24 protein-coding genes and 2 pseudogenes are annotated in these 24,419 nt (G+C 61.3%); 13 read left to right on the forward strand and 13 right to left on the reverse strand.

Features of this window, described 5'->3' with window-relative positions; all coding sequences use genetic code 11:
- Positions 1-575 precede the first annotated feature (575 nt).
- From CXY83_RS03780 to CXY83_RS18030, 3 genes are all read left to right on the forward strand, one after another.
- Positions 576-872, forward strand: coding sequence for a hypothetical protein (locus tag CXY83_RS03780; protein ID WP_233200560.1), 297 nt, complete (start codon positions 576-578; stop codon positions 870-872).
- A gap of 55 nt (positions 873-927) precedes the next feature.
- Complete coding sequence (gene hxlA / locus CXY83_RS03785) at positions 928-1,551, forward strand: 3-hexulose-6-phosphate synthase (RefSeq protein WP_104196074.1); 624 nt, start codon at positions 928-930, stop codon at positions 1,549-1,551.
- A gap of 146 nt (positions 1,552-1,697) precedes the next feature.
- The gene (locus CXY83_RS18030) at positions 1,698-1,913 is read left to right on the forward strand and encodes a hypothetical protein (RefSeq protein ID WP_104196141.1); all 216 of its coding nucleotides are present in this window, start codon (positions 1,698-1,700) and stop codon (positions 1,911-1,913) included.
- Positions 1,914-1,936: 23 nt separating this feature from the next.
- On the opposite strand, the gene CXY83_RS03795 is transcribed toward CXY83_RS18030, so the two are convergent.
- Positions 1,937-3,235: a LuxR C-terminal-related transcriptional regulator gene (locus CXY83_RS03795; RefSeq protein ID WP_104196075.1), complete on the reverse strand. Its 1,299-nt coding sequence runs from the start codon at positions 3,233-3,235 to the stop codon at positions 1,937-1,939.
- A gap of 166 nt (positions 3,236-3,401) precedes the next feature.
- Here CXY83_RS03795 and tkt point away from each other — a divergent pair, with 166 nt between their 5' ends.
- From tkt to CXY83_RS03815, 4 genes are all read left to right on the forward strand, one after another.
- A complete protein-coding gene (tkt, locus tag CXY83_RS03800; RefSeq protein WP_199184874.1) occupies positions 3,402-5,549 on the forward strand; it encodes a transketolase in 2,148 nt (715 codons plus the stop codon).
- 30 nt (positions 5,550-5,579) lie between these two features.
- Positions 5,580-6,710, forward strand: coding sequence for a transaldolase (gene tal / locus CXY83_RS03805; protein WP_104196076.1), 1,131 nt, complete (start codon positions 5,580-5,582; stop codon positions 6,708-6,710).
- A gap of 76 nt (positions 6,711-6,786) precedes the next feature.
- Entirely contained in the window at positions 6,787-7,488 is a 702-nt protein-coding gene (gene rpe, locus CXY83_RS03810; protein ID WP_104196077.1) for a ribulose-phosphate 3-epimerase, read from the forward strand.
- Positions 7,489-7,513: 25 nt separating this feature from the next.
- Entirely contained in the window at positions 7,514-7,996 is a 483-nt protein-coding gene (locus CXY83_RS03815; protein WP_104196078.1) for a ribose-5-phosphate isomerase, read from the forward strand.
- Between the two features lie 60 nt (positions 7,997-8,056).
- On the opposite strand, the pseudogene CXY83_RS18035 reads toward CXY83_RS03815, so the two are convergent.
- Together CXY83_RS18035 and CXY83_RS03825 are read right to left on the reverse strand one after the other, a co-directional pair.
- Positions 8,057-8,191, reverse strand: a pseudogene (locus CXY83_RS18035) (6-phosphofructokinase); the annotation flags it as partial.
- A 182-nt stretch (positions 8,192-8,373) separates the two neighbouring features.
- Positions 8,374-9,858 (reverse strand): glyceraldehyde-3-phosphate dehydrogenase, encoded by a 1,485-nt coding sequence (locus CXY83_RS03825; protein ID WP_104196079.1) that lies wholly within the window; start codon positions 9,856-9,858, stop codon positions 8,374-8,376.
- A gap of 451 nt (positions 9,859-10,309) precedes the next feature.
- Between CXY83_RS03825 and CXY83_RS03830 the strand changes: the two genes are divergently transcribed.
- Positions 10,310-11,593 (forward strand): DNA-binding protein, encoded by a 1,284-nt coding sequence (locus CXY83_RS03830; RefSeq protein WP_199184875.1) that lies wholly within the window; start codon positions 10,310-10,312, stop codon positions 11,591-11,593.
- 238 nt (positions 11,594-11,831) lie between these two features.
- Here the strand turns inward: CXY83_RS03830 and CXY83_RS03840 are convergent, their stop codons facing one another.
- The 10 genes from CXY83_RS03840 to CXY83_RS03885 all read right to left on the reverse strand — a co-directional run bounded on the left by CXY83_RS03840 (position 11,832) and on the right by CXY83_RS03885 (position 19,175).
- Entirely contained in the window at positions 11,832-12,377 is a 546-nt protein-coding gene (locus tag CXY83_RS03840) for a manganese efflux pump (protein WP_104196082.1), read from the reverse strand.
- Entirely contained in the window at positions 12,374-13,558 is a 1,185-nt protein-coding gene (gene pqqE, locus CXY83_RS03845) for a pyrroloquinoline quinone biosynthesis protein PqqE (RefSeq protein ID WP_104196083.1), read from the reverse strand. The genes CXY83_RS03840 and pqqE overlap by 4 nt, the downstream gene beginning before the upstream one ends.
- The gene (gene pqqD / locus CXY83_RS03850) at positions 13,530-13,829 is read right to left on the reverse strand and encodes a pyrroloquinoline quinone biosynthesis peptide chaperone PqqD (RefSeq protein ID WP_104196084.1); all 300 of its coding nucleotides are present in this window, start codon (positions 13,827-13,829) and stop codon (positions 13,530-13,532) included. The genes pqqE and pqqD overlap by 29 nt, the downstream gene beginning before the upstream one ends.
- A complete protein-coding gene (pqqC, locus tag CXY83_RS03855; protein ID WP_104196085.1) occupies positions 13,816-14,532 on the reverse strand; it encodes a pyrroloquinoline-quinone synthase PqqC in 717 nt (238 codons plus the stop codon). Before pqqC ends, pqqD begins: the two co-directional genes overlap by 14 nt.
- A gap of 9 nt (positions 14,533-14,541) precedes the next feature.
- On the reverse strand, positions 14,542-15,435 hold the full coding sequence (gene pqqB / locus CXY83_RS03860; RefSeq protein WP_104196086.1) for a pyrroloquinoline quinone biosynthesis protein PqqB: 894 nt from the start codon (positions 15,433-15,435) through the stop codon (positions 14,542-14,544).
- A 72-nt stretch (positions 15,436-15,507) separates the two neighbouring features.
- Positions 15,508-15,609: a pyrroloquinoline quinone precursor peptide PqqA gene (pqqA, locus tag CXY83_RS18520; protein WP_104134078.1), complete on the reverse strand. Its 102-nt coding sequence runs from the start codon at positions 15,607-15,609 to the stop codon at positions 15,508-15,510.
- Positions 15,610-15,654: 45 nt separating this feature from the next.
- Positions 15,655-17,340 (reverse strand): PQQ-dependent dehydrogenase, methanol/ethanol family, encoded by a 1,686-nt coding sequence (locus tag CXY83_RS03870; RefSeq protein ID WP_104196087.1) that lies wholly within the window; start codon positions 17,338-17,340, stop codon positions 15,655-15,657.
- Between the two features lie 16 nt (positions 17,341-17,356).
- Positions 17,357-17,833 carry an MSMEG_3727 family PQQ-associated protein gene (locus CXY83_RS03875; protein ID WP_104196088.1) on the reverse strand — a complete coding sequence of 159 codons (477 nt, stop codon included), beginning with the start codon at positions 17,831-17,833 and terminating at the stop codon, positions 17,357-17,359.
- A 357-nt stretch (positions 17,834-18,190) separates the two neighbouring features.
- Positions 18,191-18,325, reverse strand: coding sequence for a hypothetical protein (locus tag CXY83_RS18310; RefSeq protein WP_255408721.1), 135 nt, complete (start codon positions 18,323-18,325; stop codon positions 18,191-18,193).
- Positions 18,326-18,770: 445 nt separating this feature from the next.
- Positions 18,771-19,175 carry a heme-binding protein gene (locus tag CXY83_RS03885; RefSeq protein WP_104196090.1) on the reverse strand — a complete coding sequence of 135 codons (405 nt, stop codon included), beginning with the start codon at positions 19,173-19,175 and terminating at the stop codon, positions 18,771-18,773.
- Positions 19,176-19,476: 301 nt separating this feature from the next.
- Between CXY83_RS03885 and CXY83_RS18040 the strand changes: the two are divergent.
- From CXY83_RS18040 to CXY83_RS03900, 5 genes and pseudogenes are all read left to right on the forward strand, one after another.
- Positions 19,477-19,634 (forward strand): annotated as a pseudogene (locus tag CXY83_RS18040) (IS3 family transposase); the annotation flags it as partial.
- Positions 19,635-19,717: 83 nt separating this feature from the next.
- Positions 19,718-20,032: a hypothetical protein gene (locus CXY83_RS17320; RefSeq protein ID WP_146069843.1), complete on the forward strand. Its 315-nt coding sequence runs from the start codon at positions 19,718-19,720 to the stop codon at positions 20,030-20,032.
- 337 nt (positions 20,033-20,369) lie between these two features.
- Complete coding sequence (gene katG / locus CXY83_RS03890; RefSeq protein ID WP_104196091.1) at positions 20,370-22,604, forward strand: catalase/peroxidase HPI; 2,235 nt, start codon at positions 20,370-20,372, stop codon at positions 22,602-22,604.
- A gap of 149 nt (positions 22,605-22,753) precedes the next feature.
- Positions 22,754-23,098 carry a hypothetical protein gene (locus tag CXY83_RS03895; RefSeq protein ID WP_104196092.1) on the forward strand — a complete coding sequence of 115 codons (345 nt, stop codon included), beginning with the start codon at positions 22,754-22,756 and terminating at the stop codon, positions 23,096-23,098.
- Between the two features lie 650 nt (positions 23,099-23,748).
- Positions 23,749-24,222, forward strand: coding sequence for a MarR family winged helix-turn-helix transcriptional regulator (locus CXY83_RS03900; protein WP_104196093.1), 474 nt, complete (start codon positions 23,749-23,751; stop codon positions 24,220-24,222).
- Positions 24,223-24,419 lie beyond the last annotated feature (197 nt).

The following is a 24,419-nucleotide window of genomic DNA, read 5'->3' on the forward strand; positions in this document are numbered from 1 at the left end:
TCGGCCAACTCCGAGCTGCGTGCGCTGTCGGAGGTCTATGCGAGCCAGCACGCTATAAAGAAGTTCATAAGCGACTTCGCATCCGCGTGGCACACGGTCATGAATCTTGACCGCTTCGGTCAATCATGATCCCATCTGCCGGATGATACGGGTGGGAGCGTGATCAACTTCCTCGAATGGTTCGACACGAACTACTCCGACGCTCGTCAGGGAACCACTCCGCCAACTCGGAGTGGCTGACCGCGACCGCCGAGGTGAGACCCCGATGCTGGACTTCCTGCCGCGCCCGAACGACGTCGCGCTGCGAGCACCCCGCGATCTCGAAAACCGACGGCTAGCTGCTGGGCGCAGAATCCTCAACCCGGTTGGGCCGGTTTCACACGCCTTGCCACAATCCGAAGCTGCCTTCATCCGGACAGTCCACCGAGGAGAACGGGCACCCTATCCGAAAGGGTAGTGAGAACCGTCAGAAAACAGTATTACCCCTGCCCGTTTGCTTCGCGAGGATGATCATCAAGCGGAAAGCATCCGTTCGTCCACTAGAACCCGATGACTGAATCGAAGGGGTACAAATCGTGAATCCGACAGCACCTGCGATTCGTACCGTGCACAGTACCGCAGTTGACATTGCTCGTAATCTGTCCCTCGTCAGGGACGAGATCGCGGACACTACGGCCAAAATTGACGAACAGGAGGTCGCCACCCTGGCGGCACACCTTGGCCAGACAGGCCGGGTGTTCGTCGCCGGAGCGGGGCGGAGCGGCCTTGTCTTGCGAATGGCCGCCATGAGGCTGATGCACCTGGGCCTGACCGTCCACAGCACCGATGAACCGACCGAACAACTCTGGCTCAGGCACGCCAACCTCAAATAACCGAGGCCTCCACTTTCCACATTCACCGTGTTCCCCTACAGAAAGAAGCAACATCATGAAACTCCAAGTAGCTATGGACCTCCTCACGGTCGAAGATGCCCTCGAACTCGCCGGCAAGGTCGCCGAATACGTCGACATCATTGAGCTGGGTACCCCCCTGATCAAGGCCGCTGGTCTCTCCGCTGTTACTGCCGTCAAGGCGGCGCACCCGGACAAGATCGTCTTCGCTGACATGAAGACCATGGACGCCGGAGAACTTGAGGCCGATATCGCCTTCAAGGCCGGCGCTGACCTGGTCACCATCCTCGGAGCCGCCGACGACTCGACCATTGCCGGCGCCGTCAAGGCAGCCAAGGCCCACAACAAGGGAATCGTCGTCGACCTCATCGGTGTGGCAGACAAGGTCACCCGCGCCAGGGAAGTCCGCGCGTTGGGTGCGAAGTTCGTCGAAATGCACGCAGGCCTGGACGAGCAGGCCAAACCCGGTTACGACCTGACCGGGCTGCTCCGCTCCGGAGAAGAAGCCCGCGTCCCATTCTCCGTGGCGGGCGGTGTGAACCTCTCCACGATCGAGGCGGTCCAGCGCGCCGGCGCCGATGTCGCCGTCGCCGGTGGTGCCATCTACGGCGCAGCCGACCCCGCCCTGGCAGCGAAGAATCTTCGCGACGCCATCCGCTAGCCCGTCCATTAATGGGGCGTCTCACACAGCTGCGGGACGCCACCCCCGGGGTGCGGTACCAGTATTTCCTGGCCCGCATTCCGGGATTCTTCACCTCTGGCGCCACAGGCCATCCCAGATGGATTCCCCGGAAAGAAGCTCCTGTTATGCGCAGCCACGCCATCGAGCGTTTGGAAGTCCTCATCACCGAGCCTGGTCGACTTCACGAAATTCTCAACGACGCAGAGGCCGGGCTTCGGCAGGCAGCAATGGCCCAACGGTGCGCCGGTATTTTGGTGACCCGCCACAATGCAGGCCGTTACACTCTAGAACTCAGCGACACGGTTCCTTTTGGGGAGACTTGGGAGCAGACACTCTCCTAATTTCGGTGGGCTGCCGTGCATCCTCAGCGGAGTCCGGTGCTGTGCGCCAGGGCGATGGCTTCGGTGCGGGAGGCGACGTCGAGCTTCCTGAATAGGTTTCTCACATGGAATTTAACTGTGTTTTCACTGATGGCCAATGTCGAAGCGATGGTGCGGTTGCGTTCTCCGGCAACGAGGTGCTGCAGAACTTCAAGCTCGCGGGGCGCAAGGTTCCAGGCAGTGATATCCCTGGCGAGGCGGGCGGGGGGGTCCAGAGGGAGCGTCACGAAGATGTCTGCACCCCAGCCCGGCATGACGTCGATCTGCAGGTTTCCGTTGAGTGCCTGCACCCGCCGGTTCAGGCGAAGGATGCTTGGCGCATCCGCGGCGAGCGTACCGCGGCCGTTGTCTCTTACGTTGATGAGCAAGTTCACCCCATCGCAGTCCCACTGCGTTCGGACCCTGCTGACGTCGGGTTGTTCCATCATGACCAGAAGGAGTCCACGAACGATGGCCCGCGCCGCGTGCGCAACTTCACCGGGCAAGTCTCTTCCATTGAGCGGTGGCTCGATGAACTCGACCTCAAGGCCGCCGAAGCGTGTGAGCGGTCGAAGGTCCTGCCGAAGGCGCTCGAAGGCTGTGGCGACGGGTTCTTTGACCAGGTCATTCGTGCGGTCGCTGAGGGTGCGGAGCTCCACCAGAGCTTTGGCGGTAAGATCAATGACGGCCGAGTGCGCTGACGTATCGTCCGAGCGCAGCGCTGCCAGGAGGATCTCCAGGGTTGTGGAGTGCAGATCCGTGAGTTCCGCCGTCACGCGAATACGTTCAGCCGAGGCCGCCCGGGATTCCAGCAGGTACGACGGCGGCGCATCGGCCACTTTCTCACGAATCCGCCGGGCAGCAATGCGCCACAGATACATCACCAAATCGACCTCGTCGGCATGCTGCGGATCGTTCGGCTGAGGGTCCGTCAGGACGAGGAGCGCATTGCTGGAGGCGTGTTTCAGGGCGAGTACGGGGCGGTGTCGCCCGGCGAGCTCAACTTCTCCGAACCAGGGAGCCTCATCGGGAAGGGCAGCGCGAAGCGCGCCAAGTTCGACGATAGAGACCTTTGAGATGATGTCTTCATCGCCCACCTTCTTCTGCGGCCGTCCGGTGCAGTCTTCGGTGAAAATGATCAGCGCACTGCTTCCCAGGTAGGGAAGTATGGCGTCACGCAGCCCTTTTGCTATCTGGGTCAAGGGCGCGTCGGCCAGTTCCGCCACAGCGTGCAAAAGTGGCCACGGCAGTTCCGAAAGAGGTACGGGGACTACCTTGCGGCGCTGATCGGCGGAGGCGTTCATGTGCATACACTACCGGGTTGAAAAGACTCTTAACCTATCCCAAAGTGTAGTTAGAACCGTCAGAAAACAGTATTACTCCTACGCGTTTGTTTAGAGATGGTAGGTACCAAGCAGAATCATCCGTTCGACCGCTACAGGCCGATGATCGAATCAAAGGGGATTAATCGTGAATCCGAGAGCTACCTATTCCAGCACAACAGATTCAGAGATACTGTCCTGGACGTCCGAGGACCGGCGCGCCGTGGACACAATCCGGGTTTTGGCCGCGGACGCCGTTGAGAAGGTCGGCAACGGCCACCCTGGCACCGCCATGAGCCTTGCCCCGGCCGCCTACCTTCTTTTCCAGAAGCTGATGCGACACGATCCGAAGGACCTCGACTGGATAGGTCGCGACCGTTTCATCCTGTCCCCCGGGCACAGCTCACTGACCCTGTACATCCAGTTGTTCCTGTCGGGCTGCGGGCTGGAGCTCGACGACCTGGAAGCCTTGCGCACCTGGGGCTCACTGACGCCCGGACACCCGGAATACAAGCACACCAAGGGTGTGGAAATCACCACGGGCCCACTCGGCCAGGGCCTGGCCTCGTCAGTGGGATTCGCCTACTCGCAGCGCCGGATGCGCGGGCTCATGGATCCCGACACTGCCCCGGGCACCAGCCCGTTCGACCACACCATCTGGGTTATTGCTTCCGACGGCGACATGCAGGAAGGCGTCACGGGCGAGGCGTCCTCCCTGGCCGGGCATCAGGAACTGGGCAACCTCGTGGTTGTCTATGACGAGAACCATATCTCCATCGAGGACGACACCGACATCGCCTTCAGTGAAGACGTTCTCAAACGCTACGAGTCCTATGGCTGGCACACCCAGCGCGTGGACTGGACCGAGACGGGCGAGTACGTTGAAGACGTAGAAGGCCTGTACTCAGCCTTGCTGGCTGCGAAGGCCGAGACCTCCAAGCCGTCTATCATCTCCCTGCGCACTATCATCGGCTACCCCTCGCCCAAGAAGCAGAACACGGGTGCCATCCACGGATCCGCTCTGGGGGCCGCCGAAGTGGCAGCGTTGAAGGCTGAGCTCGGATTCGACGTGGACAAAAACTTCGACGTCGACCCGGCAATCCTGGCCCACACCCGCAAAGTCATGGACCGCGGAGCGGAAGCCCATGCCAAATGGACCACCGATTTCAACGCCTGGAAGTCCGCCAACCCGAAAAACGCTGCCCTGCTCGAGCGCATCGAAAAGAAAGAGCTTCCGGCCGGCTGGGAAGCCAACCTTCCTACCTTTGAACCCGGCAAGGACATCTCCACCCGTGCAGCGTCCGGTAAGGTCCTCAACAGCATCGGCGACGTGCTTCCCGAACTCTGGGGCGGCTCTTGCGACCTTGCCGGCTCCAACAACACGACCATCGAGGGATATGGGTCGTTCGTGCCGGCATCCAAGCAGACCGACACGTGGTCCGGCAACCCCTACGGCCGGGTACTGCACTACGGGATTCGCGAACACGCAGCTGCCTCCATCGTCAACGGCATTCACCTGGGCGGTCCCACGCGGGCCTTCTCGGGTACCTTCTTGATTTTCAGCGACTACCAGCGCCCTGCCATACGCCTGAGCGCGTTGATGGGGGTCCCGTCTATATACGTGTGGTCGCACGACTCGATCGGCCTCGGCGAGGACGGCCCCACCCACCAGCCGGTAGAGCAGCTCGCTACCCTGCGCGCCATCCCGGGACTGGACGTGGTTCGCCCCGGCGATGCGAACGAGGTTTCCGCGTCCTGGAAGAAGATCCTGGAAACCACGGAGAACCCTGCCGGTATTGTGCTCACCCGTCAGAACATTCCCACCTACGCCCGGGGCACGGGCGTGGCCACCTCCACTGAATTCGGCTCAGCCGACGGAGTGGCCAGGGGCGGGTACGTGCTGGCTGAAGCCGTCGCTGTCGGCTCCGTCACCACCGCTCAGGTCATCTTGATCGCGACCGGTTCGGAGGTCCAACTCGCCGTTGAAGCTCGCGAAGCACTGGCCACCGAGGGTATCGCCGCCCGCGTGGTCTCCATGCCGTGCGTCGAGTGGTTCAACAAACAGGACGCCGCCTACCGCGAGTCCGTCCTGCCAGCCGCCGTCACGGCCCGCGTCTCCGTTGAGGCGGGTCTTGCTTTGGGCTGGAAGGAATTCGTCGGCGACGCCGGCCGTTCCGTCAGCCTTGAGCACTTCGGTGCCTCGGCCGACTACCAACGCCTATTCCAGGAGTTCGGCATCACGGTGCCGGCAGTCGTCGCCGCCGCCAAAGCCTCCCGCGCCGCGGCACGCAACTAACCACTGTTTTCGAAGAAAGAAGCTCAAGTCATGACACAGTCAACTCCCACCGCGCAGCTTTCCGATGCCGGCGTGTCCATCTGGTTGGACGATCTCTCCCGCGAACGGCTCTCCAGCGGTAGCCTGCAGAAACTCATTGACGAAAAAAACGTCGTGGGCGTCACCACCAACCCGTCCATTTTCCAGGCCGCGATAACGTCCGGCACGGACTATGACGCCAAGATCGCCGAACTTGCGGCCAGGGGCAGCAGCCTCGATGAGACGATCTTCGAGATCACCACCACCGACGTCGCCGACGCGTGCGATCTCTTCGCCCCGGTTGCCGCCGCTACCAAGGGCGTCGACGGCCGTGTCTCGATCGAGGTCGATCCCCGCCTCGCTTGGGATACCGACGGGACGATCGCCGAGGCCAAGCAGCTCTACAAAAAAGTCGGCAAGGACAACGTCCTCATCAAGATTCCGGCAACACTCGAAGGCCTTCCGGCCATCACGGCGACCCTGGCCGAAGGCATCAGCGTCAACGTCACTCTGATCTTCTCGCTGGAGCGCTACCGCGCAGTTATCGAGGCCTTCCAGTCCGGTCTGAAACTGGCCATGGAAAACGGCCATGACCTCTCCAAGATCCACTCGGTGGCATCGTTCTTCGTCTCCCGAGTGGACACCGAGATTGACAAGCGCCTCGATGCCATCGGCACCGACGGGGCCAAGGCGCTCAAGGGCAAGGCAGGTGTGGCCAATGCCCGTCTTGCCTATCAAGTCTACGAAGAGCTGTTCTCCACTCAGCGATGGGCAGTCTTGGCCGAAACCGGCGCACTGCCTCAGCGTCCCCTGTGGGCCTCCACCGGCGTCAAAGACCCCGCCTACCCCGACACCCTATATGTCACCGGCCTGGCTGCTGCCGGCGTCGTGAACACCATGCCGGAAAAGACACTCGACGCGACCTTCGATCACGGCGTCGTCACCGGTGACACCATCACCGGCACCTACGAGGAAGCAGCCGGCGTGCTCACGGCCCTCGAAGGCCTCGGCATCTCGTACACCGAGGTCGTCGCCCTCCTGGAATCCGAAGGACTGGACAAGTTCGTAGCCAGTTGGAAGGAACTTCTGGCCGACGTGGAGGGCGCCCTCGTCACGGCCCGGGAACGCGCCCCCATCCGCTGATCTCTCAGCTACGACGCTGCCGGCCTAATCCGGGCCCGATCCGCACGCTCTAAACCGCTACCGAAAGGCAGACACCATGTCCATTTCACCCTTGCAATGCTGCATCAATCCCAGCATCCTTTCGGCCGACTTCGTCAATCTCGAAGCCGAATTGGCCCGCATCGGCAACGCCGACGCCGTTCACGTCGACGTCATGGATAACCACTTCGTGCCGAACCTCACCATTGGATTGCCGGTGGTGGAACGGCTGCAGAAGGTCAGCCCAGTGCCGTTGGACGTGCACCTGATGATTTCCGATGTCGACCGCTGGGCGCCGTCCTACGCCGATGCCGGGGTGGCCTCGGTGACCTTCCATGTGGAGGCGTCGGACGCACCCATCAAACTGGCCCGCGAGCTGCGGGCCAGGGGAGCCAAGGCAGGCATGGCGCTTCGCCCGGCTACGAGCGTTGAACCGTATCTGCACATGCTCTCGGAGCTGGACATGTTGCTGATCATGACGGTGGAGCCCGGTTTTGGCGGGCAGTCGTTCCTGGATGTTGTGCTACCCAAGATCCGCCGTGCCCGGGAAGCTATCGAGGGTTCAGGGGTTGACGTGGCCATTCAGGTCGACGGCGGCATCACCGAAGAAACCATCACGCGGGCCGCGGAAGCGGGAGCCAACGTCTTCGTCGCCGGATCGGCCGTCTATGGCAAGTCCTCGCCTGCGGATGCCATTGCGTCACTGCGCGACGCAGGCCAGCGTGCCTTCACAGCAGCACTCCACTCCAGCCACACGTAACCCCGACAAGTCTGAAGGACCACTCATGCGCGTTCACATCGCAACCGACCATGCCGGCATGGAGCTCAGTTCCCACCTGATCACGGCACTGGCAGCCAAAGGCTACGAGATGGTGGACCACGGCCCCACGGCTTATGACGCCGAAGACGACTATCCGGCATTCTGCATCACTGCCGCGTCCGCCGTCGTGGCCGACCAAGCCGCGGGCGTGGACGCCCTCGGGATAGTGTTGGGCGGCTCGGGCAACGGTGAGCAGATCTCTGCGAACAAGGTCTTAGGCGTGCGCGCGGCCCTGGCTTGGAACCTCGAGACGGCAAAATTGGCTCGCGAACACAACGATGCGAACGTGGTGGCCCTAGGGGGTCGCCAGCACACCGTTGAGGAGGCTACCGAACTGATCGAGGCATTCCTGGCCGAGCCCTTCCGCAATGCCGAGCGCCACGTGCGACGCATCGGCCAGATCACCGCGTACGAGGCTCAGCCAAACAAGACCGCGGCCTCGTCGTAGCGCTCCTGCGGAACGACCTGCGCTCATGCATCGGTGATGGGATTCTGCGGTAGGCCCCCGCCTGTCGAAGGCTTGCGTCGCGATGTGCACGGCGGTATCGAAACCGAAGCTGTATTCGGTCGTATCAAGGTCGTTGTCCACAGCCTGGGGAACATCCACGTTTTTTAGTCCTGCGTCCGTGAGCCGCTCGGCCACAGCACGGGACCCTCCCCGCCAATCGCAATGATGGCGTCAATGGTCCAGTCGGCGCGTGTGGCCGCGGATGACATCGGGGCCGCCGCCGTTTTCAAACATTGGTGCGCGATGTGCCATCGCGTGTTGCCACCCTGATAGGCGATCGTCACCGCTGGGGAGAATTTTAATTTTCGTGTCACGGCTCACACGGCGGCAAGCACGGACAAGGCCTCCCGAACGACATCAGTCGCGGGGAAGAACGGGCGGTGCACACCAGCCATCTCTTCCATGACGCGGATCACCTGGCAGCTGTAACCGAACTCGTTGTCGTACCAGACATAGAGAATTAGGGTCTTGTCTGTTGAAACGGTGGCGACTCCGTCCACAATGCCGGTACGAAGGGAACCGACGAAGTCGGTGGAGACTACCTCGGGTGAGTCAATAAAGTCGATCTGCTCGCGCAGGTCAGAATGCAGCGACATCTCACGAAGGTAGTCATTCACCTCGTCCCTGGTCGTTGTGATCTCGAGGCTGAGGTTCAAGATGGCTAGGGAGACGTTCGGCGTGGGGACACGGATGGCGCTGCCCGTGGGCTTGCCCAGCAGTTCGGGCAGAGCCTTGGCCACTGCCTTCGCGGCACCGGTCTCGGTGATCACCATGTTCAGTGCGGCGGAACGGCCGCGCCGGGCACCTTCGTGAAAGTTGTCGACCAAGTTCTGGTCATTGGTAAACGAGTGGACGGTTTCGACGTGGCCGTGGATTACCCCGAACCTGTCATTTATGGCCTTGAGCACCGGCGTGATGGCGTTCGTGGTGCAGGACGCCGCCGACACGATCCGGTCAGCATCAGTGATGGTGTCGTGGTTGATGCCGTAGACGATGTCCTTCAGCGAACCATCCCCGGGAGAGGTCAGCAGTACCCGTGCAACACCCGTGCTCTGCAGGTGTTGGGACAGCCCCGTGGCGTCACGCCAACAGCCGGTGTTGTCCACCACCAAGGCGTTCGTGATGCCGTAGGCTGCGTAGTCAACGGTGGCAGGGTTGTCCGAGTAGATGACCTGCACCTGCACCCCATTGGCCGTGATGGTGTTGGCATCCTCGTCGATTCGAATGGTGCCGTCAAAGGGACCGTGAACCGAGTCACGGCGCAGCAGGCTGGCACGCTTGGAAAGGTCGTTGTCAGACCCACGGCGCACCACAATGGCACGCAGGCGAAGGCCGTGACCGCCACCGACCTTTTCAATCAACAAGCGGGCCAAGAGTCGGCCGATCCGGCCGAAGCCGTAGAGCACGACGTCGGTGCTGGTACCGTCCTCGTAACCGTGCTTGCCCACGATCCCGGCGAGCTCGGCACGAAGGAACTCCTCCAAGGTGGCACCGTTGCCATCTTCTGTGAACTTCTGGTTCAGGCTGGCAATGTCGATCGTGGCCGAACCGAGCTGCAATTTCGCCAAAGTGTTGAGTAACGGAAAAGTCTCCTCCGGGAGCAATTCGTCTTTGCCGATCCGGCGCGCGAAGCGGTGCGCCTTGAGGATGTCCATTGTGGAGTTGTTGATCAAACTCCGGCCATGAATATTGAGCAGCACGTTATTTTCGCGGTACAGGCGGCCTATCACCGGAATCATGGCCTCGGCGAAGGCCTCCCGGCCCATCCATGCATCGAGACAAGAAGCAGAGGTTTGTCGCATCGGACTGCCTTTCCAGAAAAAAACGATAACCCCATCCTCTTATCAATTGCGGGTAGGGGAAACGCTAATTCAGACGGTTCGAACCACCTGTTTAGGTAGGTAAATCTGGGATTTGCGAATAGGGCTGCCGCGCCATATGGTTTCCTATTACACCAGCGAATGTAATAGTGGAGCGAATCGCGTTCGGTGGATGCACCGCGGGAGCACTCACTGCACCGGCCGGCTCACACATCGGGCCAGGAGCAGTCCGTACCAGCGATGCCCGTCCGAGGTTGGCATTTTGGATCTCGTGGTAGACCGTGCAATTTGATGAGTAGCCCTAAGGCAGTGCACTATTTCAAATGACCAGCGACCCCAGCCGACATCCCGCAACTCGACCGCGACCGACATCCATGGCGCGTGGCAACGATTTGTTCAGGGAGAGGACGATGTCTACGGTGTGAGGCCAGAAGTGGCGATCTCGTGGCAGCGATCCAGGGATCAGTACCACATCGACCCGTTTCTGTCCGAGGCCCCAAGCGCGGTCTCACAGGTCACGCACTCCCTCGATCAAGATGTCGTCTTCGCAGAGCTGGGTTTTCGCGCCGCTGCCATTGCAAACGAGCTAGCCGACACCGGAGGCGTTATCACCGTTGCCGACGCCAGCGGCAGAATTCTGGCCGCCTGGGGCGACAAGAACACCCGCTCAATCGCCACTGAGGGCGGCCTCGCGCCATGGTTTTGCTGGTCAGAGGGCGCGGTGGGCACGAACAGCATGGGCACCGCACTCGAAACCAAGCACGCAGTTCTGATCAGGCAATCGGAGCATTGGGCCCAGGCCTTCCACGAATGGTCCTGCGGAGGTATCGCGGTGCGGGACGTGGTGGGCGGGGAGCCACTCGCCGTCCTGAACATCTCGTGTTGGCGCACTGAACTGCCACCATCCTCGCGCAGATGGCTGGAGACCGCTGCCACCCATGCCCAGAACAGTTTGCGCAAGCGCGCCCACGACAGCGGCAGTGAGATGCTCGCCGCTTTCTCCCACGCCGGGGGAAGGCCGAACGAGTCACTCGTCGCCGTCGACACGGCAGGTGGGGTGGTGATCGCCGACGATGCGGCGAGCATCATTCTCGGCGTGCCCGGCAACACCCCCGCGGTCAACCCCGCCGTGCGCTGGACTCCGCAGCTCCCGTCATTCATCCACGCTGCCCGCTATGCCACTAAGCGGGCGAGCGCAGACCCGGGATGGACCGGCTCAACGCAGATCCTCACCACTCGGGCAGACGAATTGTTATCGATCGGAATTCGCCCCGTCTTTCTGCACCGTACTGTGATCGGACACCTGATCTCGTTCGGTGGCTTCGCTGGCGAGCAGTTCCGACAGGCACAAACAGGCGGGGTCTTGCTGGGACAGTCCCGTCGAATAGTGGCCCTTCGCGAGGAGAATCGCATGGTGCTGCTCGGGACGTCAGAGGTCGCCGTGGCCGAATCAGATGGCAGCGACGTGTGGCTTCTCACGAATGAAGGCAGGCTGCGCGCTGCTCTGTCCGGCTTGGACAAACTCGACAACGAGCTGACCGATACTGGCGTTTTCTTGCGAGTGCACCGTCAGTACCTTGTCAATCTCAGCCGAATTCGGGAGGTGGAACGCCGAGACAAGGGCGAACTGGTCTTGGTCATGGACAATCGCGAGAACACCAGGGTGCCGGTGTCCCGGCGAAACGTGAGCGCGGTACGTCGTGCGCTGAACATTTAGGGACGCACGCCACCTCAATCGTCACGCCGAGCCCCTCAGTGTTGGTGCACTTCGCAGGCGCAATACATGTTTCGACACGTATAGCACGCGGGCATCATCTTGCAGCGCGGACAGACGGCCTCGCAGCTGACTGGCACCGTGTGCCGGTCAGCATCCGCCGACGCATAGGACTCCAGGCAGTGATAGCACAGCGGCCGCGCACTGGCGTCCCCCCTGTTACGTACGTCGATGTTCGACATCAGAAGTCGCCTACGCCCGTGAACATCAGGCCCGACATCAGCAGAACGCCGATTCCGGTCAGCAGGTCTGGACGGACGCTGAAGGGGACCAGGTTGACGGCCGTTTTACCGATCGCGTGTCCGGCGAACGACAGGATCGCGGTGGTGACACCGAACAGCAAAGGCGCGATCCATACCGTTCCGCCTACGAGGCCGAGGGCCGCGCCCCCGGCCACATTGTCGAGGCTCAACGGCACGGGCAGCCAGCGTCGAGCGACTTTCATGTCCGGGTCCACACGCTTGGATGACCGGATCGATTTGATCACGAGATAGAGGCCGTATCCGGCCAGGACGGCCGCACCGATCATCTCGGCCGTGTCAGAGATCTTGGTGCTCATGAACACGCCGACAAGCATCCCGACGAGCGGTGCCACACCATCCCAGACGCCGAAGTACAAGGACGTTTTCAGTGACTCGCGCCAGGTTGGTTTGAGTAGTCCGAGCACGATCGATGTGCGAAAGTTGTCCATACCGAGGACGAATCCGAGCGCTATTACGCCTATCATTGCCTGCCTTTCAATATGGTTTCGGAGAACTGAACGAGCGTTGTCGCGGACATCCCCCGCGTACTGGCGGTCGTCCGTTTCTTGGTGCGGATCAGTTTCGAGCGGGGAGTCAGCGAGCTCTCCTGCGGACGCAGCGGGTCGTTAGCTGCCGCCACCGCATCCTCAACGATCCCGTGGTCGGGCGAGAGATGACAGACCGGGTCAGTCCGGGCAGCGTCGCCGGTGAGTGCGAAGGCCTGACAACGACAGCCGCCGAAGTCTATTTCCTTGCGGTCACAGCTGCGGCAGGGGTCTGGCATCCACGCGTCGCCGCGATACTGCTGGAACAGTGGCGCCGACTCCCAGATCCACTCCAGGGAATGCTCGCGCACGTTGGCCGGGGGCAGGTCAAGGGCGCGGCCCAACTCGTGGGCCGCCGGACACGGCAGCGCCTCGCCGTTGGGTACGACCGTGAACTGGCGACTGGCCCAACCGTCCATGCAGGGCTTGGGATACTTACTGTAGTAGTCCGGGATGACGTAGATGATCTCCATTGTGTCGCCGAGGCGTTCTCGTGCCGCCCGCACCACCGCCTCAGCGCGCTCCAGCTGGTCCCGGGTCGGCAGCAACTCATCGCGGTTATGCCCTGCCCAGCCGGCATACTGCGTGTTTGCCAGCTCTACACGGTCCGCGTCCATCGCTACCGCCATATCGAGAATGCCGCCGATCCGGTCGATGTTCTGCCGGTGCAACACAACGTTGAGGGTGAGTGGCCAGCCCAGCTGCTTGACGAGCCGCGCGGCCACCTGCTTGCGCTCGAACGAAGTAGTCCCCGCGATCTGGTCGTTCAGGGCCGCTTCATCGGCCTGGATACTGAGCTGTATGTGGTCGAGGCCTGCGGCGAGGAGTTGCTCGGCACGACGAGTGGACAGACCGAGCCCACTGGTGATCAGGTTGGTGTACAAGCCCAGGTCGGTAGCGCACTGCACCAATTCGACGATGTCGTGGCGCTGCAACGGCTCGCCGCCCGAGAGGTGCAGCTGAAGTACACCCAGTTCCGCCGCTTCGGCAAATACTCGTTGCCAGTCTTCGGTGCTCAGCTCATCGCGATAGGCGTCGAGCTCGAGCGGATTAGAGCAGTAGGCGCATTGCAGCGGACAGGCGTATGTGAGCTCAGCGAGCAGTCCGTAGGGCTTTTCCATGATTTACCTCCATGCCATGCTTGGTGACGAGATTCGCCACGAAGCTTCGGACGTCGCTTTCAGCGACCTGGTCGTATCGGTCGCGCAGTTCGGCACTGATCTCCGCGATAGTTCGCTGGGCGTCGCACAGCTCCACGATCGCGGCTCCGGTGGCGTTGATGACCCAAATCGTCTCCGGTGAGAGCAGCGCATATTCCTTGCGCGCGGCACTGTAGGTCAGCCGCACGTGCGGCGCCAACCGCGGCCGGGCGTCCTCGTCAGTGAGTTCCATAGCCTTGGTCAATCGCATCGAGCATGCTCCACAGCACATCGCACTTGAAGGACAGCGCCGCCACGGCGGCTGCCTGCGTCTCTGGAGTGACGCAGTGCTCCCTCACGATCGCGAGACCGTGCTCTGAGTCGAGGGGCGCTTGGGTGATCCGAGTCCTGAAGTAGGCGAGACCCTCTGGGTCGATCCAGGTGTAGTGGCGTTCGAATGCCGCGAGCCGCTTTGCCATCAGGTCGGGTGCGAACAGCTCGGTGAGCGACGATGCCACTGCCTCCACCCATGGCCGGGTGCGTGTGAAGGTGACATAGGCGTCGACGGCGAATCGCACACTGGGTAGCAGGTGCTGCGAGTTTTCTACCTCTTCACGAGTCAGGCCAACGGCCTCGCTGAGACGCAGCCACGACTCGATTCCGCCGGTTCCCTCCGTGGTGCCGTCGTGGTCAGTGATCCGATGGACCCAGCGGCGTCGTACCTCACGGTCTGGGCAGTTGCTGAGGATCGCCCCATCCTTCCGGGGAATGTTCAACTGGTAGTAGAAGCGATTGGCCACCCACCCGCGGATTTCCTCGGGGCTGGACTGTCCCTCGTTCATACGGCGATGGAACGGATGCTCGCTGTGGTATTGCTTCGCGTGCGCGCGGAGCGTCGCTTCTAGTTCGTCGGGTGTGAGTAGTACCGTTTCTTCGGATGTGAGTAGTAGCGTCATCGTTGCTCCTTAGATCTCAAGTTCAAGCCCGTCCACGGCGACTTCCATGCCATGCCGGGCAAGAAGCAGCCGTTCTGGCGAATCGTCGAGCAATATCGGATTGGTATTGTTGATATGGATGTAGATCTTGTGATCGATGAGCAGCGGTGACAGCAGCTCAAGGCTGCCGCTCGGCCCGTCGATTGGAACATGTCCCATGTCACGCGAGGTCTTGCTAGCCAGGCCGAGGCTGGGCATCTCGTCATCACTCCAGCAGGTGCCATCGATCAGCAAGGTGGAGCAGTCCGTCAACTCCTCCAGAATGTCGGGCGTGAGCTGCTGCACGCACGGGAGGTAGACCAAACTCTGACGGCTGGTGGTGTCCGTGACGCGGTAACCCACGACCCTGCCTTTCTCCGCGGCGCCGGCGAAGCGCATCCGCTTCGTGGTGGGGACGTCGAAAGCACGGTACGACAGCCCCCCGCCCAGTAGCACCTCGGTGCCGGGGACCACCGGTCGCCACGTCACCGGACAATACTCTTTGAGCGTTCGCAGTATCCCGGTTCCGGTGGTGAGGGTCTCGTACACCGACTCTGTTGCGTGCACCTCGAGTCCGCGACCCTCCCGTATCAGGAGCAGGCCGAGCGTGTGGTCGAGTTCAGCGTCGGTGAGCAGAACAGCTTGTAGCCGCGTCACTCTACCGTCGTCGGTGTGCAGGGCGGGAAAGGATTCTATGTGTGACTGGATGTCCGGTGAGGCGTTGAACAGAAACCATTGCTGCCGGTCAGCGCTGACCGCAATGGACGACTGGGAGCGTGGAACGCAGGGTCGCGAGCCGCTTCGTACCGCGCGGCACTGAGGGCATGCACAGTTCCACTGCGGGAACCCTCCCCCGGCTGCCGATCCCAGTACGCGTGCCCACATCCCCGCCGCATCCTTTCGTTGTGAATCCGGTGGGGTGCCGGGCCAACTCGGCCCGGCACCACACCGGATCGCTTACATATCCAGGGTGCCCGCGTAAGCGGTTACCTCAGCTGACACGCGGATTTCTGCGAGCGTGGGCGATTCCCACTTCGGCAGATTGTTGTCTACGATCATGTTCGTTTTCTCCTTTCAGTCTCCGGATGGGTATTGGGACAGCGATCACCCGGGCAGGGCGAAAGCGATCAGCGCGCTGCCGTGGCCCGCGCCGAGCATTCCGGGGATGATGCCTTCGAGCCATCCACCCCAACCCACTGGAACGACGACGTACTGCTTGCCGTCGACGCTGTAGGTCGAGGAGCTGCCGTGATGGCCGCTGCCACACTGGAACTCCCACAACTTCTCACCGGTTCGGGCGTCCAGCGCGACGAACTCACCGGTCGGGGTGCCAGCGAACACCAGATCGCCGGCCGTGGCAAGCACGGATGCGGCCATGGGGTAATCGAGACGCCAGCGCCACTTCTCTTCACCATGAGTGTCGAACGCACTGACCGACCCGGCCATGTCGTCGATGTCCACCGCGACACCAGCGCCCCAGTAGGGCATGCTCTCCTTGAACTCGCGCCGCCGGCGGGTGGCGGTCGCACCAACGTCGGCCACGGGCACGTAGAACATCTCGGTCTTCGGACTGTACGCCGCGTGCGTCCACTCTTTCGCACCAGCCGGGCCGGGGTAGAAGTGCACCGGTTCGCCCTCTTTCTCCGGGTACTTCCGGGGAGTGACCTTACCGTCTCGGGTAATGACACCCCAGTCGATCCGGTCCACAAAGGGAGTCACGTGTTGCAACTCACCGTTGGTGCGGTCCAGCACGAAGAAGTAGCCGTTCTTATCAAAGTGGCCCAGCAACTTCTTGCCGTCCCGCTCGAACAGCGTCATCTCCATTGTGGAGTCGTAGTCCCACAGGTCGTGCGGAGTGAACTGGTAGTGCCACTTGATCTCACCTGTGTCGACGTCCAGCGCGACAAGGCTGTCGGTGTAGAGATTGTCGCCCTCGCGAACCTCGCCGTCGAAGTCGGGTGCCGGGTTACCGGTGCCCGCGTAGTACAGGTTTGTCTCCGGGTCATACGAACCAGTGACCCAGTGGTTTCCGCCACCGCGCTGCCAAGCCTCACCGTCAGCGGGCCAGGTCTCGGAGCCCGGTTCGCCCGGCTTCGGCACGGTGTACGTGCGCCAGCGCTGCTCGCCGGTCTCCAGGTCCCAGGCGTCGATGTGACCACGTACCCCGAACTCGCCGCCAGCACTGCCCGTGATGAGCAGGTCCTTGATGACCGTCGGAGCGATCGAGGCGCTCTCACCCGCACGAACGTCGCCGATGGTCTTCTGCCACACCACGTCACCGTTGGTTGCATCCAGTGCAACCAGCTGGGCGTTCGGAGTCACGAAGTAGACCTTGCCGTTGGCCACCGCGCAACCCCGGTTGACGTTGCCGCAACAGAGCGAAACATCGAAGGGCACGGCATGCTTGTAGCGCCAGAGTTCCCGGCCCGACGCCGCGTCGAGGGCCCAGAACCAGCCGTCCCAGCCAGTCACGAACATGACGCCGTCCACGATCAAGGGGCAGGTCTCGAATGCGTAGGTCGACGCACCCGCGATCTGGCCGGCTTGGCCTGCCTGGAAGATCCAGGCGGGAGCGATCTTGCTCACGTTCTCGGAGTTGATCTGGTCCAGCAGGCTGTACCGCTGTCCGTCATAGGCACCGTAGTAGGTGAGCCAGTTCTGCGATTCCGAACGCGCTTTCAAGAGCCGCTCATAATCGATGTTGTCGGTCACCGCAGGGGCGATTCCCGGCATGGCGCTCAGCGCAGAGTGGTTGATGGCCTCGCCAGCGTCCACATATTCTATTGTCATCAGTTCAATCCCTTATCTATGGTCGGGGTTGTTCGGGTCGATCAAGTCGGGCTTCTGGGGGCACTTCACCCTGGACAACGATTGCGGCGGTCAAGCCGCGGCCCTCGTCATTCCCTCCGGGCGAGCTGTACCAGTAGTAACCCGGGCCATCCAAATTGATCGTCGCCCGTCCTCTCGAGTGATTGACCAACCAGAGAAATTTCTGGTCGCCATTGCTCGGCAGGAGGCAGGCGTGTGTGTTCTTGTCGTCGTTGATGACGGTCAATTCAAGAACACCACCGTGAGGCAGAACCAGGATGGCTGGTTCCCAACAAATCTCGTCCTCTAAAATGCGGATAGTAGCTTCCATTGTGCCGTCAGCACGCTCGGTCGCCTCAGCGATGGAGCCGGTCGCCAACACTCGGCCCATGGACGCCTTATTCTGACCGTCCAGACCAAGCCTGGCCAGTAGAGCAGAGCGTTCTTCAGTTACGGGTTCTTCAACAATCGTCACGGGACATCACCTCTTCATTGAAATCACATTCGCGTTTACCGGACTCCTTGCCCAGCAGGCTGTTACAGAGTCCGCTCGCTCATCCGAGCCAGTTGACAGGTAACGGTATGCCCACCCGAACCGCGTCTACCAGAGACAACCGCCGGACCGACACACCGTGCCGCTCAGCCGCCTCAGCGTGCCGCTCGTCAAAAACCGTCCCAGTTTGCATGCCGCCATTTTGTCAACGGCTTCGTCTCTAAGCGGGTAGTTCGATCTCATATCTCTCGGGCGGGACGTGCCCGAAGGCGCCGTGATGCGCCTTGTGGCGCCAATCGGCTCCGTCCAAGGCGAGAGCATCGACGTCAGCCAGGGTCCTCAGCGGGCCGTCGCGCAGGATGAGTTCTTCGCGATCGACTCGTCTGTGTAGGTGCCCATCACGGTCTCCACGCCGGCATTGTCATAAGCCTCACTGATGCCCCCGATCAAGGCCACGAGTCTTTCCAGGGCCACCGTTGCGGTGTACCGGATCGACGCGTACCGGATCGACGCGTACCGGATCGACGCATTGGACTGAGGGAACGTCCCGGGAGGCATACCACACGTCGTTTCAAATGAGCGCGCCGCCACGAGACTATCTTGAGCTTTTGCGGATTCTTAATCAGGCAGTCGAGTACCTCCTACTCGCCGCTCCAATGCGCGAACATATTGGACAGCGAAAGGCGATCCTTCCAAGCATCGTCCGCTCAGCGTCGCGAGATCCAAATACACGAGAATTTCTGGGAGATAAGAATCGGAGACTCGCTCGGGGTCGACGAAAGCGCTCAGCAGGCGCTGCAGCGAGCGATCACAAAAGGAGGAGAGCGCCACACGCCACACGCCAGCTTCCACCGGTCCAGATCGGGGTATCGACCGTACTGCCCCATCCCGGCGGTGTGCGCGGGGCACAAAGGGCAGGCTACGTCAGAGAGGCCTTGGCGCCTGCTTGAGCGACGGCCTGGTCCTGTTCGCCTGAGCCACCGCTAACGCCGATGGCGCCGATCACTTCGCCGTTGCGGGTGAGTGGGATTCCGCCGGCAAAGATCACGATCCGGCCGTTGTTGCTGGCTTGAATACCGTAATACTGCTGGTTGGGCTGGGAGTTATCCCCCAGGTCCTTGGTTTGGATATTGAAGGCCCGGGCAGTGAAGGCTTTGTTGATGGAGATGTCGATTCCGCCAAGCCAGGCGCCGTCCATCCGTACGTGAGAGATGAGATTGCCGCCGGCGTCAACGACGGCGATGTTCATAGGCTGTCCGACCTCCGAGACCTTGGCCTCGGCTGCGCTGATGATGATGCGGGCGTCCGCAAGGGTCAGTGTCATGCTGGTTCTCCTCGATCGGGTGGGGCCGCGGATTTCGTCCACGGCCGGTGGTTGGACGGTAGAGCAGACGGGCTCCTGCGAGCTTGCGGCTTTCGACAGTACAGACGTTCGCGTTTCGTGGTGAATACCAGCCCGCTGAGATGAATTCATTCCCCTATCCAGGCGGCACTTCCTAGGATGATAGTTGATTTGCAGGGTGAGCTGCAGAACCCGCGAACATTTTTCATATTTTTTTTCTCACGGTAGCGGCTGCCTCGATTTCTGCCCTTGTAAACCCGATAGATGGTGGAAAGTTTTTTAATCGACGGTCAACAACGAACGTGTTTATCGCACTGCCTACGCCACGAAATCACAAGCTCGGCGCTACGCCATCCGGCATATCGAAGGATATACAACAGTCGACGCAGGCATTCCGAACTCGGTTATCGCCGGCCTAATGACGTCCACCACGGTTGTTAACAGCCAACATCGGCAGCGTAGAAAAACCCGCTCATTCCGTTATTTGAAGCACCCGAAGCAGGCCAAGACAGGGACACCGCTACGTGGTGGTCAATCGCGAGGTCATCGACGCTGAAACCCTCCGACGCATCACATCCATCAAAACCGGCACGGCGACCGCATCCTTGATGATGAACAGCGCAGCCCGACGGAGACAGGATAACGGGGGACGGCTCGTATCGAGCGGCACGTTGATGCGGGTGAACGGCATGGTGCGGCAGTCTTGCGGTCGTGTCTGGTCGTCGAGATTTGAGTGGCATACGGTTATTTCTCAACTGGATAGCGGACTCTATGCATGCCTGTTGCGCAAGGGCCCCGATAAACACGTACGTGATTTCAATGAAGAAATGAGGAGGTGATGTCCAGTGACGTCTACTGAAGAACGGGCCGATCTTCTCGGCGGCACTCGTCGCTGCCTGTCTCGTGCCGTCAGCGCGCTCAGTCGCCTCAACGACGAGGAGGATCGTCAACATTTGGCCCATGGATGAATTGTCTTGTCTGTCCAAGCCGAGCCTGGTCGGGGCGAGGAACCCCCAGAACTTCGACCGGATCGTCCCGATCCGCTTCCAGTCGTCCATAGCGGTGCGCGATGACCACCCACCGCGACCGCCGCCAATCGGCTGCGGCGTAGAAGAAAAACACATCAGATTGTCTCAAAAACTTGACGGGCACAGAGGCTCGCCTGAAGGAGTGGCCATGTCTGGAAGCCCTGACGCCTACGTCGATCGTACGTATAACCAGACCGTGAACGCTCGTCAGTCATCCAAACTGCGAAATCATCCCGCAGAAGACAGGAACCCACATGACTGGTGGCCCCAGAGGCTCGACCTAAGGTGCCTAGCTCGACCGAGCCGCACCATCAATCCGCTGGGCGAAGACTTTGATTACGCCATAGAGTTCCTCTCCCTCGATCTGGAGGATCTGGCACGCGATGTGGACGAGGTGCTCACGACTTCGCAAAGCTGGTGGCCCGCCGACTTCGGACATTACGGACCGCTTGTGCTGCGGATGGCGTGGCACAGTGCTGGCACCTACCGCGTCGGTGATGGTCGGGGAGGTGCCGGCGCGGGTATGCAACGCTTCTCCCCGTTGAACGGTTGGCCTGATAACCGCAATCTGGACAAGGCGCGCCGACTCCTGTGGCCGGTGAAGCAGAAGTACGGCTGCAAAATCTCCTGGGCCGATCTGATGATCTTCGCGGGTAACCGTGCGCTGGAATCGATGGGCTTCACGACGTTCGGGTTCGGCGGTGGCCGGGAGGATGCCTGGGAGGCCGACGAGACCTACTGGGGGCCAGAAGACAAGTGGTTCGCCGACGAGCGACACAGCGGGATCCGGGATCTCGACCAGCCCCTGGCGGCCAGCGATATGGGACTGATCTACGTCGATCCGCAGGGCCCAAACACGGTGCCCAATCCGGTAGCCGCCGCACGCGACATCCGTCAGACGTTCCGTCGCATGGGCTTAGACGATCAGGAGACCGTCGCGCTGATTGCGGGAGGGCATACGTTCGGCAAGACCCACGGAGCGGCCGACCCCGGCGCCTGCCTCGGGCCCGAACCCGAAGCCGCACCGCTCGAGCAACAAGGCCTGGGCTGGGCCTGCCGCTTCGGAACGGGCAACGGTGCCGACACAGTCAGCAGTGGGCTCGAAGGAATCTGGACACCCACCCCGACCACCTGGGACAACAGTTTCCTAGAGACACTGTTCGCCTACGAGTGGGAGGTGACGCTCAGCCCTGCCGGACTATGGCAATGGATCCCGAGCAACGGTGCCGGTGCCGGCACAGTCCCGGACGCCCACGACCCGTCCAAGACCCATGTCCCGACGGTACTCACCACGGACCTCGCATTCCGGGAAGATGCAGAATACGAGGCGATCGCGCGGCGATTCCTAGAGAATCCAGACCAGATGGCGGATGCGTTCGCACGGGCCTGGTTCAAACTCACGCACATCGACATGGGCCCAACCCAGCGCTACCTGGGGCCGCTCGTCCCGTCCGAACGACTGATCTGGCAGGACCCACTGCCCGACGTCGACCACGAACTCGTCGATGCCGATGACATCACTGCGTTCAAGCGCCAGCTGCTCGAGTCGGGCCTGGCGGTGGGGCAGCTAGTCTCCACCGCGTGGGCATCCGCTTCCACGTTCCGAAACAGCGACAAGCGCGGTGGTGCGAATGGTGCCCGCCTCCGTCTCGAACCGCAGCGCCGCTGGGATGTCAACGAGCCTGAAGTGCTGGCTACGGTGCTCGGCACACTCGAGCAGATCCGCAAGCAGTTCAATGATTCCCAGCGTGGCGGCAAGAAGATCTCACTTGCCGACCTGATCGTGCTTGGCGGGTGCGCCGCGGTCGAATACGCTGCCGCCAGGGCCGGTCACGACATCGAGATACCTTTTCGGCCGGGTCGTACGGATGCGACGCAGGAGTGGACCGACCCTGAACGGTTCGCCGCGCTCGAACCGACGGCTGACGCATTTCGCAGCTACCTCGGCAAGGGCAACCGGCTGCCATCGGAAGTTCTGCTCATCGAGCGCGCTGCCCAACTGACCCTGAGTGCCCTCGAGATGACAGTATTGCTCGGCGGCTTGCGCGTGATCGGCGCAAACCACGGCCGATCCCCCCTGGGCGTGCTGACCTCGACACCGGGCTCGCTGACCAACGACTTCTTCGTCAACCTGCTCGACATGGACACCGTGTGGGCGCCGAAGCCAGGCGACCCCGCGACGGAGACGACCTACGAAGGCCGCGACCGGCAGACCGACGACATCAAGTGGGTCGCGAGTCGCACTGATCTCATTTTTTCGACCAACTCTGAGCTGCGTGCGCTGTCGGAGGTCTACGCGAGCCAGCACGCTGAAAAGAAGTTCGTACGCGACTTCGCATCCGCGTGGCACAAGGTCATGAATCTTGACCGCTTCGGTCGGTGATAATCCCATCTTCCGGATGATGCCGGTCAGTTGCGCGTAATCAAGTCAGTGCTGCGGCACTGGGGCTTATGGTCGCGGGGCTGTCAGGCTGCTCCGGTGTCGGTGCTCCGCGCATACCCCCGACGGAGCTTGGATCGAAAAACCTCGGCATGAACGCGGAGGTGGGTCCTATCGAAGTCAGGAACCTGCTCCTGGTCACACACGGCGAAGCCGAGCCCGCACGCCTCATCGGGGTCCTCCTGAATGGTTCAGAGAAAGAAATCCAGGTAACGCTGTCAGACCAAGACGACGAGATCTCCGTCACCCTCGATCCGGGCGAGCAATATGCCTTCCAGGAACACCCGACCCTCTTCGAGAGCGCTGACGAGATACCAGGTGCGGTAGCGGATGTCACCGTCACTGTCGGAACGGACACCGAATCAGTGCAGATCCCGATACGAAACGGCAGCCTGAAATGGCTCGAGCCGTACCTGCCAAGCAGCACGAGCAACTGAGAAATAGGGATCAGCGGCGACATTCGCGGGATCACTGTTTCTTCTCCAACTACAACTCCTGCCTCCGTGCCGGGACGATAGGCAACGCGACGGGACGGTGAAAACACCAGCGATCTACGAACGGGTACCGAGGCGCTCGAATCACCCCGCGCCACGTCGCGGGCGTCACTCGGTTGCGCGGTCCATGGTCAGCGCCGTTCACGACGTACCAATCCACCGTTCCAGATTCTTGTCGTCCTCGCCAGCCATGGGCCCTCAAGCCCGAATTCACTTGGAATGACGGGTTTTGTTCGAGAACGAGTTGGACAATTCCGCAAGGACGCCACAGGCTGGCCGAAAGCGCCGTCCCGCACAGGATCGCCATTACGAACGCTCTTTTGACTGCCGTCGGCGGCGGTATTCACCAGCTCGTTGGCGGGCCCGTGGACCTGTCGGCACGGGAGTTTGCTCTGACCCGCTGCATGACTTCACTTTTCTTCGCCTGGCGCTTCGGAATTAAAATTATTTCCTGAGATTCAGATTCGTCGAAGCCAGTCTCCGTTCGGGTGATTACCCCGTGGCGTTGGAGTTCATATTGGGTGCCAACCCGCCATAAATGTATGCTTGCAATTGTTGCGGGTTTGCAACTATTGCATGAGACGAAGGTTTAAGTGATTCCTGACGAAGATTTCGATGCTCGCGCGGCGGACGCCGCGTTGAAAGCTTCTCGTGCGCTGATGGGTGTGGTGGCTCGATCTGTCGCAGGTGTCCTGGAGATCATGACGTTGCCCCAGTTTCGTGTTCTCGTGCTGTTGGACACCTCGGGGGCCCTGCGGATGGGCGTCCTGGGCGAAGCCATCGGCGTCCTTCCCTCCACGTTGAGCCGGGCAATCGATCGCATTGTCGAAGCTGGTTGGGTGAGGCGCACGACCAGACCAGCTAGTCGACGTGAGGTACTCATTGAACTCACGCCAGCAGGACAAAACCTTGTCACTCATGCCCTGGAGCAGCGCCGCGACAACATTGCCGAAATCCTGTCCGTCTTGTCGCCCAACCAAAAGTCCGCAATTGTTTCTGCATTTGAACTCTTTGCCGGGGCCGCCGGGGAAACCTCGTCGAAAGAATTGTTGATCCTTGGCATCTAGCGCGATAGAGGCTCTCCCAAGACTCCAACCCTCACAGGTTGGACCGTGACCCCCGCGTTGCGCGTGCGAGCGATTGAGGCGCACTCATGCCGTTTTGTCTACTAGTGGATCCATGAGGTAGCGATAATTTTAGACATCAATGTCACTGTCCCCACGAAAACAAAAGGCACGTCCCTCGGCGCATTCATGAGGTTTGT

This window comes from Cryobacterium sp. M15 (assembly GCF_002929675.1).
Lineage (GTDB): Bacteria > Actinomycetota > Actinomycetes > Actinomycetales > Microbacteriaceae > Cryobacterium > Cryobacterium lyxosi.

What these genes read in the sequence shown, in the direction of transcription:
- CXY83_RS03870 (WP_104196087.1), bottom strand. Translation starts at nt 17,340, where the DNA reads ATGACAATAGAATATGTGGACGCTGGCGAGGCCATCAACCACTCTGCG.
- CXY83_RS03825 (WP_104196079.1), bottom strand. Translation starts at nt 9,858, where the DNA reads ATGCGACAAACCTCTGCTTCTTGTCTCGATGCATGGATGGGCCGGGAG.
- CXY83_RS03795 (WP_104196075.1), bottom strand. Translation starts at nt 3,235, where the DNA reads ATGAACGCCTCCGCCGATCAGCGCCGCAAGGTAGTCCCCGTACCTCTT.
- CXY83_RS03815 (WP_104196078.1), top strand. Translation starts at nt 7,514, where the DNA reads ATGCGCGTTCACATCGCAACCGACCATGCCGGCATGGAGCTCAGTTCC.
- CXY83_RS03840 (WP_104196082.1), bottom strand. Translation starts at nt 12,377, where the DNA reads ATGATAGGCGTAATAGCGCTCGGATTCGTCCTCGGTATGGACAACTTT.
- pqqC (WP_104196085.1), bottom strand. Translation starts at nt 14,532, where the DNA reads ATGACGCTACTACTCACATCCGAAGAAACGGTACTACTCACACCCGAC.
- pqqD (WP_104196084.1), bottom strand. Translation starts at nt 13,829, where the DNA reads ATGGAACTCACTGACGAGGACGCCCGGCCGCGGTTGGCGCCGCACGTG.
- CXY83_RS03895 (WP_104196092.1), top strand. Translation starts at nt 22,754, where the DNA reads ATGAACGCGGAGGTGGGTCCTATCGAAGTCAGGAACCTGCTCCTGGTC.
- CXY83_RS03885 (WP_104196090.1), bottom strand. Translation starts at nt 19,175, where the DNA reads ATGACACTGACCCTTGCGGACGCCCGCATCATCATCAGCGCAGCCGAG.
- katG (WP_104196091.1), top strand. Translation starts at nt 20,370, where the DNA reads ATGTCTGGAAGCCCTGACGCCTACGTCGATCGTACGTATAACCAGACC.
- rpe (WP_104196077.1), top strand. Translation starts at nt 6,787, where the DNA reads ATGTCCATTTCACCCTTGCAATGCTGCATCAATCCCAGCATCCTTTCG.
- hxlA (WP_104196074.1), top strand. Translation starts at nt 928, where the DNA reads ATGAAACTCCAAGTAGCTATGGACCTCCTCACGGTCGAAGATGCCCTC.
- tal (WP_104196076.1), top strand. Translation starts at nt 5,580, where the DNA reads ATGACACAGTCAACTCCCACCGCGCAGCTTTCCGATGCCGGCGTGTCC.
- pqqB (WP_104196086.1), bottom strand. Translation starts at nt 15,435, where the DNA reads ATGTGGGCACGCGTACTGGGATCGGCAGCCGGGGGAGGGTTCCCGCAG.
- pqqA (WP_104134078.1), bottom strand. Translation starts at nt 15,609, where the DNA reads ATGATCGTAGACAACAATCTGCCGAAGTGGGAATCGCCCACGCTCGCA.
- pqqE (WP_104196083.1), bottom strand. Translation starts at nt 13,558, where the DNA reads ATGGAAAAGCCCTACGGACTGCTCGCTGAGCTCACATACGCCTGTCCG.
- CXY83_RS18030 (WP_104196141.1), top strand. Translation starts at nt 1,698, where the DNA reads ATGCGCAGCCACGCCATCGAGCGTTTGGAAGTCCTCATCACCGAGCCT.